The 9945-nt window shown below is 38.6% G+C and carries 8 protein-coding genes and 1 pseudogene; all 9 read right to left on the bottom strand.

Annotation, left to right across the window (positions count from 1 at the left end):
- Positions 1-944: ABC transporter permease (locus tag C1I60_RS18835; RefSeq protein ID WP_434784407.1), on the bottom strand; the 944-nt coding region annotated here is incomplete at its 3' end.
- Positions 945-1028: 84 nt separating this feature from the next.
- Positions 1029-2690, bottom strand: a complete 1662-nt coding sequence (locus C1I60_RS18830; protein WP_137063120.1) for an extracellular solute-binding protein — start codon at positions 2688-2690, stop codon at positions 1029-1031.
- 229 nt (positions 2691-2919) lie between these two features.
- Positions 2920-4530: a response regulator transcription factor gene (locus C1I60_RS18825; RefSeq protein WP_137063119.1), complete on the bottom strand. Its 1611-nt coding sequence runs from the start codon at positions 4528-4530 to the stop codon at positions 2920-2922.
- Between the two features lie 26 nt (positions 4531-4556).
- Positions 4557-6347: a sensor histidine kinase gene (locus C1I60_RS18820; RefSeq protein WP_137063118.1), complete on the bottom strand. Its 1791-nt coding sequence runs from the start codon at positions 6345-6347 to the stop codon at positions 4557-4559.
- Between the two features lie 150 nt (positions 6348-6497).
- Positions 6498-6701, bottom strand: a pseudogene (locus C1I60_RS18815) (SGNH/GDSL hydrolase family protein); the annotation flags it as partial.
- Between the two features lie 998 nt (positions 6702-7699).
- Positions 7700-7957 carry a hypothetical protein gene (locus tag C1I60_RS18805; RefSeq protein WP_137063116.1) on the bottom strand — a complete coding sequence of 86 codons (258 nt, stop codon included), beginning with the start codon at positions 7955-7957 and terminating at the stop codon, positions 7700-7702.
- Between the two features lie 75 nt (positions 7958-8032).
- The gene (locus C1I60_RS18800) at positions 8033-8581 is read right to left on the bottom strand and encodes a site-specific integrase (RefSeq protein ID WP_170970848.1); all 549 of its coding nucleotides are present in this window, start codon (positions 8579-8581) and stop codon (positions 8033-8035) included.
- A 368-nt stretch (positions 8582-8949) separates the two neighbouring features.
- Positions 8950-9327 carry a helix-turn-helix domain-containing protein gene (locus C1I60_RS18795; RefSeq protein WP_170970847.1) on the bottom strand — a complete coding sequence of 126 codons (378 nt, stop codon included), beginning with the start codon at positions 9325-9327 and terminating at the stop codon, positions 8950-8952.
- A gap of 396 nt (positions 9328-9723) precedes the next feature.
- Positions 9724-9945, bottom strand: a 222-nt coding sequence (locus C1I60_RS24920) for a hypothetical protein (protein ID WP_212734488.1), incomplete at its 5' end; no start/stop codon positions are given.

The following is a 9945-nucleotide window of genomic DNA, read 5'->3' as shown; positions in this document are numbered from 1 at the left end:
GCAAATCCGTTGGCCATAAATATGAGCACAAGACTAATTACACTCTTGAAAATTCCGGCTGCCGTGGCAAAAGAATAGTTTCCTAAATTAATCCCGTATTTCAATACAAAAATATCAATCGTCTCGGATACATCCTGTACCAATCCGTTGCCAAGCAGATATTGAACCTCGAACCCTGCGTTTAAAATATTACCAATGTTGATTATAAGCAGAATAGTAATCGTTGATTTAATGCCGGGAAGAGTCACGCTGAACATTCTTCTAAATCGTCCAGCCCCATCAATAGATGCCGCTTCATACAAGCTGGGATTAATAGATGTCATTGCGGCCAAGTAAATAATCGTCCCCCAGCCGATTTCTTTCCACAAACTAGAAAATCCAACTATACCCCAAAAGTATTTTGGATCCGCAAAAAAATTAATCGGTTCACTGATCAAATGAAGCTTGGTCAACAAAACATTGACAATTCCTGTCTCGGTCGACAATACGTCGGCTACAATGCCTGTAACGATAATCCACGAAAGAAAGTGCGGCAGGTAAGATACCGTCTGTACAATACGCTTGAACAATACATTCTTCAATTCGTTTAGTAGGAGAGCTAACCCGATAGAGCCTACAAAGCCAAGAATTAGGCAAATTAAGCTCATAGCCAATGTATTGCGGATAACGCGAAGGAAGTCAGGATCTGTAAACAACATTTTAAACTGATCCAGTCCAACCCATTCTTGCTCGAAGAAACTGACACCTGGCTTATAATTTTGAAATGCCATCAACCAGCCCCAAAGCGGGCCATAAGCAAAAATACAAATAAAAATAACAAATGGAATTGACATCCATAGTAATTGCTGCTGACTTCTCATTCTGCGCAGATTATATTTGAGCCAACTTTCCTCTTGCTTGTCATCAAGTATTATTTCTGGGGATCGCATCTCTGTTCTTCTCATCCTTTTCTCTCCTTGATTACAATTTACCCGTTAAATAAAGGTTATGGGAGAGTAGTCCCATAACCCTTATACTGCACTTGGGCATTATCCCCACAAATCAACACGTCTTCGAACTTCCTTGGTTAGCGCATCTTCGTAGGCTTTAATATCCACATTCTGCTTAAGAGTGCTTTGATACTCTTCCCATGCTTTGTCAAATTCGGACGGTGGCGTCATGATAACCTTGGGAAGCCATTTTCTCTTCACGTCATCCATCTTTTGTTTCGCTATCGTTTCTGGTGCGTTCGGTGCAAAATTATAAGTATAGATAGGGAACCATGGTTCATTTTCTTCTGCAGGCTCAAGAAAATCCGTGAATTTCTTATATCCGTAAGCTTTCAATACTTTTTTGTCAATCTCGTTTAAAGTTGCAATGTACTCGTCAGGTTGTTCCTTAGGATCCATCGCATTTTTCCCTTTAGCGGTCATGCCTTCATGATGCGGGAAATAAACTAAAGGACTTCCTGTATTCGCCAGAACCCAATCCGGGTCTTTAGCATTTGCGCGTTGTTCTTCATTCCGATAGAAAACGCCGTTCTTATCAACCTGGTAATCAATTCCTTCTTGTCCCCAAGTTCTCAAGATTTCTATTTCAGGATCCAACAGATCATTAATGTATTGCAGAGCTCCTTCAACGTCATCACAACTTTTCGTAATCGCCAGGCCTCCATTTACGTTCAGAATTGGATTGTGTTGATAACGGCCTTTTACTTCCTCTGAAAGTGTGATGGATAAAGGAACGTACGTTCTTTCAGATAATTTTTGTTTTACGAGCGATGCCTCAGCGTCTAAAAACTGCCAGCCTTGATCGACCATACCAAGTACGCGTCCAGTCGACAATTTGGAAATATACTGATCATAATTCGCAGTAAAGGTTTCTTTATCAACTAGTCCTTTATGGTAAACTTCATTTATTTTCTTAAAATATGCCTTGGCTTCTGGTATCGTATTATAATTTAATGCCGTTAATGTTTTTTTATCTACAATTGCGGCACCTTCATTTGGATAACCTGCCAAGAACAGCGGGGGATTTTCTAAAGCGAAGTAACGCCAGTCATAGGAGATAATTTCAAATCCGATGGTCGGTTGACCATCAATTGTCGGATGTGCGGCCTTATAACGCTCAATCAAATCAAAATACTGATCAAGAGTTTTAATAGTTGGATAACCACCCCACTCCAGCACTGCTTTTTGTATCCAAAATGCCTCTCCATTATGAGTAACATTCATTTGCTTACCTTGAATATTGCCGAACTGCGGAATGAAATATATATGTCCATCTTTTGAGTTTTTCATTTTCTTCCAATCGCTACCTAAATAATTTTTAATATTCGGGTATTTGTCAATGTAATCGTCTAATGGAACCAATGCTCCTGCCGCTACCAGTTGCTGTGTCCCATCGCTGCCATCAATAAAGTCAGGGTATTCCCCGCCGGCAATAAGCACACCAATACGTTCTTTGGCGGTTTGACCGGTAAGCCAATCCATAGTGACACTTACACCCGTCTTTTCTTCAATCGCTTTCAAAATACGGTTGTCTTCAGGCGCAAGCTTTCCCGGTACGGCAAAAAATGCCGAAAATTCTTTAAGCTCCTTCCCATCTTTCGTCTTGCTTTGTAGATTGGATCCGCATCCGGCGAGCACAACTGTAAATACCAAGCACGTCAAAATAAACAGCGTGGTAGTTCTTCCAAGAGACTTTTTCAAAAGGACCCCTCCATTATTATTTTTTATCCCCAGCATAAGAAAGCGCTTTCTATATGCTATATTCAAAGTATCATGTGCGATATAGCGCCTCAACGGGGCAAATTATAGTCAAAACATTAATTATTCCAGTTCATTAAGGATTGAAACAAAAAAAATCCTGTGCTTTTCTGCGAAGGAGTTACGTAAAAAAATCCAGTTTTTGGTTGACGCACTTGAACCCCCTCTACTTTTACCATTCATTCCCTTGTGATAAGGTTTTCTCCACATGAGTTAGTGAAACGACAGGCATAGTTTTTTTCCGATATTGCAGGGGGGTCTCCCCCATCATTTTCTCAAAGCGGCTTATAAAATAATCCGAGTCTCTATATCCGACGGCAACTGCTATTTCATAAACCTTCTTATCTGTTCTACGCAGTAACTTTGCCGCCTTCCTGATACGTAATTGATTCAAATAATCATTGAATGATAAGTTATAGTGCTTTTTGAAAATCTGCCCCAGATAGGCACTATTGATATAAAACTGTTCCCCCAATGACTTAAGGCTTATATTCTCCTTGTAATGTTCGAGAATGTAAGCTTCTATTTTGGCCAAGACTCCCATTGAATTTAATCTGTGCTGTTCCTTCAACTTCTCTACACATTTCAAAGAAAACGCATACAGATTTTGAATATTTTTCTCCATAGATAGGGTTGTATAATTCCCTTTAAGAAACTCTGATTTTATCAAATCGAGGTCCATGCTCCCTTTCAAGCTCGTTATTAATTCCAATAAATAATATGATAAATAATTCAAATTTAGCCTTATAATATTAGGATCTATGCGCTCGGCTTTAAAATATTTAAAAATCGCTTCAACATGTGTTTGAAGCACATCTGTACGCTGGTCTTCAATTGACTTGATCAAATTATCGAATACGTTTTTTTCAAGATTACTGCGCTGAATGTTAAATATCTCCATGTCCATTTTCTCATAATAATAAATCGGTCTATTATTAGTGAAAAAAAGCATGCTTTTCATCTTTCTACAGGATTGATACGATTCATGAAGTGCCGACAGGCTTCTAACTTCCTTGCCAATATAGATTGAAAAGGCTACTCCCTCACGTTGACTTAAATCAGAAAATAATTGATTGATATATTCATCTAATGTGGAATGATCGGCTTGAAGCAATTCATCAGTAACGATGATACAAATGGCATTCTTCTCCCCTGTACACTGCTTCATGATTTGTATTTCAAAATGCTCGCCTACCATGCTGCGCGCCCAAGGATACAATTCAAATAATGAACCTTTCGATTTATCCATCTCAATCAGCACATAACGAAATTTACCGGACTTCTGATAAAAAGGCAGTACATAATCAATCGTTTCCTTTTCAAACATCCCCCACAAAATCGCCTGCATATGCTGATCCAGGATGATTTTATTATTCTTCACTTGGTTCTGTCTCTCTTCCTTCAGTTGTTCATGTTTCATTTTGAATTCCGCTAACACTTGGATAAGCTCTGTTTGGACAATTGGCTTGAGGATATAGTCATTTACATGATACTTAATCGCTTTCTTAGCATACTCAAAGTCATAGAACCCGCTTAAAATAATAATTTTAATTTCATCACCATATTGTTCGAATACAGATTCGGAAAGTTCGATTCCGTTCATTTCCGGCATCTTAATGTCAGCGATGACAAGATTGGGGCGCAGTGTTTTGATGATTTGAAGCGCTTGCAAGCCATTTGAGGCTTGACCGCAGATCTCAAAGCCGTATGACTCCCAGTCAATCAATAATTGCAATCCTTGTCGAATAAACGGTTCATCATCTACAATCAACACTTTGATCATATCTATGCTCCTTATTCCTGTGCTGGTTAAAGAGGCACTCTGATTTCTATTACTGTTCCCTTGCCCATTTCACTAGAAATTCGAATATTCACTCGTTCATCAAAATATATGCGCAGCCGAATATATGCATTTAACATACCTATGCTATCAAGCTCACTCATTCGATCAATGCTTGGATTGCCCATTATATTTCTAATATATTCTAGCTTTCGTTCATCCATTCCCGCACCTGTGTCTTGAATCGTCATGTAGAGATGTTTATTCATAACATCAAATTTGACAGTCACGCTGCCGTCTTGCGAGGTACTCTCAATGCCATGAATACAAGCATTCTCAACAAAGGTTAATATCGTTAACTTCGGAATTTGCAAATCCAATAATTGCTCATCCAGTACCTGAATCTCATACTGCAGCTTGTCTCCAAAGCGATATTGTTGAATGTTTAAATAACTCTCAACAAATTTAATTTCTTCACGGATAGAGATCAGATCATCTCCCCAATTAATTGTTTTTCTTAATAGTAAGGAAAGCTTCTTAATGATTTCGGAGGTTTCGATTTCATTTTTGATCAAACTCCGCATTCGGATGGTTTCCAGTGTATTGAACATAAAATGCGGATTAACCTGACTTTGGAGGGCTTTAAGTTCAGCCTGTTTCTTGGAGAGCTCCAGAGCTTGTTTTTCCACTTGATCTTTATATACAATTAGGATCAAGTCTTTGATCTTGGTCACCATCATATTGTAGCTCCGGATCAAATTACCGATTTCATCCTTCCCCTCAGGGCAGACAATCACTTCAAATTTCTCTTGCTTCACTTTATCCAAATGCTTAGATATCATTTCTACCCGAGTAATGAGAGAGCGAGAGATCATCCAAATAAGCATCGTCGGCAACAATAAATTTAAAACAATCATTATCACAAAATTCACTTTGGAATTCAGTACCTCGGATAAAATATTCAATCTCTCCATACTAACAATAATTTTCCAATCTTCGGATACCATCGAGATCACTTCAGTCCTTTGAACCGGAAAAATGTCACAATTGGCAATGCTGTAAAAAGATTTTTGATTGTTATTTATTTTCTGATCATTAGAGAAAATGACCTTATCATTCGCTACGACATACATCTTTCCATCCATGCTCTCATTTCTTAAGGACTTATTGATAAAATTATAATCCAAATCGACCTTAAGGATTTTTTCAACTTGATTGTCCCCAAAATAATCAAATTTTCGAATAATGCTTACCTTGCGTCCGCCTTGACTTTGTGACATCTGAGCCTGCTGCTTGTCAAAATAAGAATAAATCATAATATGATCTTTTGTATTGGTTAGCGCTTGGTACCATTCGGTCTTACGGATGGTATCATCCAGTTTTATAAAGTTTCCCCCATTGACAATCGTTTCATTATCCACGTAAAAGGTGATTTGATTCACCTTTTGATAACTGTAATAATATCGAAATATGTTGTTATTACTCAGCATATTATAGTATGCCTGATAATAATCCTCTTCATTGTGATACACAGAATCCATGAATCGGTTCAAAATTTCATCCGTATAAAGAAAGTTTGACACATATAAGCTGTTATCAATGATATTGCGTAAATTAAATTTTATCCTTTGCAGAGATTGATTAGAGTTGGTATATTCCTTCTGCTCTATACTCCCTTTAATACTCTGATAAAATAATAAATTCGTTGCAATCACAGGGATTAATACACAAAAAACAAATAAAACGTATAGCTTAGTCTTCAGTCTCCAATTATCCAAGGCACGTATCCGCTTACAAAGATTTCTTAGCGTAATAATCATAAACCTGTTTCATCCTCCACATACTCCATTCTTATGTATCCAAAAGCTTTCACCCAATGAGATACCGTTACCTTTTACACAAACTTCTTGATGCCGGATTCGGGGCATGCTGCATTCCTTACATATGCGGTTCTTCTCCTTCCCGCTGCCTTATGGCACGTAGCCGAATCCCAGGATAGTAAACCGCTTATCCTCGTGGCCGGCTGCCATTCGGATTTCCAACGTATGCTCCCTGGACTCACGCTCGTTGAACAAAATAACGGCATTGCAGTGTGTCCAATTCACTTCATGCGGATCGGCGGCCTTTATATGCTGCCCATCCACCTTTATATCCGCAGTTCCGAAATCGTTGCTTCGATCAACGAATCATACAAAATATATAAACCACTGCGTTTGGCCACTGGGTCCTGCGGCGCGACAGCAATGAACTGTAATCTTATTATACTATGAGATGGAAAATTATGACGATTATTTAACCCATTTTTAAGAAAAAAAGCTATTGCCAAGGAATATGGAATATATTACAAAAAACATTCACACGAACATCCCATCAATGAGATGTTTGTGTGGGTCCATAAGTATATGTAACCAATAATACGAAGACAGGTTTATTCTCCTGCTTAGCTTAGTCAAAACTTCTGCCGACTAAGGGGACTAACTTACCAACATATATACGTATTGCGGCAGGCTCGATTTTGTGAGAGTTCGCTATTAAGTTTTGTTTCAGTCAGTTCTTACCATTTTAATATAGTAACTATTTTGCTATGTATCTTCATTTAAAAGGTAAAACAAAGCCCATAGTGAATTTCTACACTACAGGCTCATAAAGCTTGATTTAAATAAAGTTATAATGAATACTTTACGACAGGTTTCCCCAATCCCTAACGATTGTCCAAGGGTTCTTCCTTGTCCAGATTACAATTTGCTCCGGCATAAATGACTCGGCGGTTACCTCCAGTTGGATAACTTGTTCTGGACTCAAACTCAGTAAATGTGGTTTTGGCTGGCTATCCAAGTCCCACATATGATATTTGTAAAATTTGATCTTTGCTCGTTCACTGGGTGCTAAATCCAGCGGCGCACATCGTCTACTCCGTTCCTCTCCACTTCTGGTTGTAAACGCAACTCGTAGTAACCTTTTTCGCTGAATGGCATCTGCAAATATCAGCAGCATTTGTTTATCCATAATTGACATTTCCCTACACCTTATTTCCACTTCTGCGGCTCAGTTTAAGCATATATCTTGTTGGACAGGACATAACCCGGTCGATTAGCTATATACTGAAAGTGTAAATATTCATCGGACAAAAAATTAACAGTTTGACCACTTCAAGGCTATTCTTAGAAAAAAGCTATTCATCAAAATCAGTTGCCGCCCATACCTGCTCCCGACTAATCATCTGATCTCCTTTAAAATACTGTTGTCCTTGTTTATGTAAGCGTTCTCCACATCGTTTGCAGGAAAAACGTTCTTTACCAATATACATCTTCAAACCAGATTCCTTCATTGCTCGTACAAGCTTATTCCCACAAGAGCAAGTTGCAACCCATACATACTTTACTTGTCCCGGATAAATGTTCGTTCCTTTGGCATTGATGATTTGCTTCATTAGTAAAACGCCTCCTTCATATGCTACTGAAAATGAAAAAGACGTTAACCAGATGTATAACATCCGTTAACGTCTTCATAGGTTAAGATTGAAATAAACATTATCCAGCTCTTGTCGAGTGATTCCTATGTACGCCAGAGTGACACTTGGGGCTGAATGGTTGAGCAGCTTTTGAATGCGGGTAATATCTACACCACTTTGGTAAGCATGGAAAGCAAATGACTTTCTCAAGGTATGCGTTCCAACGGCTTCTTTAATGCCAACACGACTTGCCCCTTCACTCAGTATCCGGTAAGCATGTACTCGGCTAATTGGATTCCCACCTTTGCGGCTGGCGAACAGCGCCCCAGACTTATGACCTGTTGCTTTTACATATTCCTGAATTGCTTTTTTACAGGTATCCGACAAGGGAAAATCTTTTCTCTTGCCCGTCTTCTGCTCTCGAAGGCTGATCCGATCTTGATTGTATACCTCTTCCACCTGAAGCTTGAGCAAATCAGATATTCGCAGCCCTGAATTGATGCCAAGCACAAACAATAGATAATCTCGGATATTCTGCCCTCGCAGATACTTCTTCAAAGCATCAATCTGTTGCTTACTTCTTATTGGTTCAACAAATTCCATACCAAACACCTCTTCAACTATATGTAACTAACTATATAATAATTATATATTGTGTTACTTTCGACGTAAACGGCAAAGCTCCAGAGCGCCGAAAAGAACCCGGATGTCTTACCCCGCCTACCCTCGTGGACATTTGGCCTATGTAACACTATTCTATTGTGTAACATTCGATTATCATCCCCCGTTTTAAGTGACTTAAAATCAACTTTACTTCGTAATAATTCCTGACTGCACTTTAAATAATCCCACATTGCACTCATTTCTATATATCTTATTCTATATATCTACTATTTCTCACAAAGTTCGAAATAGTAGCAGCGAGCTAATGCTCGCTGCATAAATTGCAACTCATCCCTCTTCTTTCACAGCTACTCGTTATCTAGTTCTTTTTCATATATCAAGATAATTTCCTTGCTGTTACGCTCATAGCTAATGAATCCAGCTTTCCGCAATCGTACTTTGATTTTATCTACTTGATTTGGTGAGCATTTTAACAGCCCTGCCAATTGCTCCTTACTTAAATAGCTTGTATAGTTTCCTTTATTCAAGTCGGTATATCTCTTCATTACACAGTAAGCGATTTTATCATAGGCGGTTAATTCCTCATGCCATGCAATCGGGTATGGAAGCTGTGCAAAATTACTTTCATCACATAAAATACGATAAGTATTGCAACCATAATTACCTGCATAATTTATCTGTTTTCTAGACAGTACGTTGTGGCGGCACAACGTAGCTAAATGCATCCCTGTTTGCCTGATTTGGAGTCCTGCGTTTCGGGCTACAGTATCCAACCTGACTTTGATTTGCTTACTACTGCCACTACGGGCCCTCATGAGAGCTAGGTACACACACTTGCACTGTATGGATACATTCAAATCCAATATGGCATATGGAACTTTAATGTACTGCATCATCCTTCGTTCTTCTCTTCCTTCAATATTTATTCTTCACATAAACGGTCTGACAAGCACTCGCGATGTGAGAGGCAACCTTCCAGCGCCCAGACCATTTCCCTGTATTTTTATTTCATTTTTAGCTTGATTGTGACGGAACCCATCCAGACGAGCGTTAAACATAATATGGATAACTATTAACCTTAGATATTTAATTCATCTGAGGGTATCCTGAGAACTGCTGAATCAAGGTTTCAGCATAGCTTCAAATTCATACTTTGTTTGTTCAGGTATTAAGCTAGAATACAAGCAAAATTGAATAACCTTTCTAACATCATCAGTTGTCATGTCATAAAACTGACAATCATTTCTAAACCATGTAAGTAAACCTGCAAAATGCTTTGAATCCTTTATCCATGGATTCGATTTCTTACACCTTACATTACGAAAATACAATTCTCCTTCAAC

It is taken from the genome of Paenibacillus terrae, assembly GCF_005217525.1.
In the GTDB taxonomy this organism is placed as follows: Bacteria; Bacillota; Bacilli; order Paenibacillales; family Paenibacillaceae; genus Paenibacillus; species Paenibacillus terrae_C.
The sequence above is the reverse complement of the archived record's forward strand: the minus strand, read 5'-3'. Positions and strand labels throughout refer to the sequence as shown.

Bases quoted from the DNA above. Each gene is read 5' to 3' on its own strand.
- C1I60_RS18795 (WP_170970847.1), bottom strand. From the start codon at position 9,327: ATGCATTTAGCTACGTTGTGCCGCCACAACGTACTGTCTAGAAAACAG.
- C1I60_RS18805 (WP_137063116.1), bottom strand. From the start codon at position 7,957: ATGAAGCAAATCATCAATGCCAAAGGAACGAACATTTATCCGGGACAA.
- C1I60_RS18825 (WP_137063119.1), bottom strand. From the start codon at position 4,530: ATGATCAAAGTGTTGATTGTAGATGATGAACCGTTTATTCGACAAGGA.
- C1I60_RS18800 (WP_170970848.1), bottom strand. From the start codon at position 8,581: ATGGAATTTGTTGAACCAATAAGAAGTAAGCAACAGATTGATGCTTTG.
- C1I60_RS18820 (WP_137063118.1), bottom strand. From the start codon at position 6,347: ATGATTATTACGCTAAGAAATCTTTGTAAGCGGATACGTGCCTTGGAT.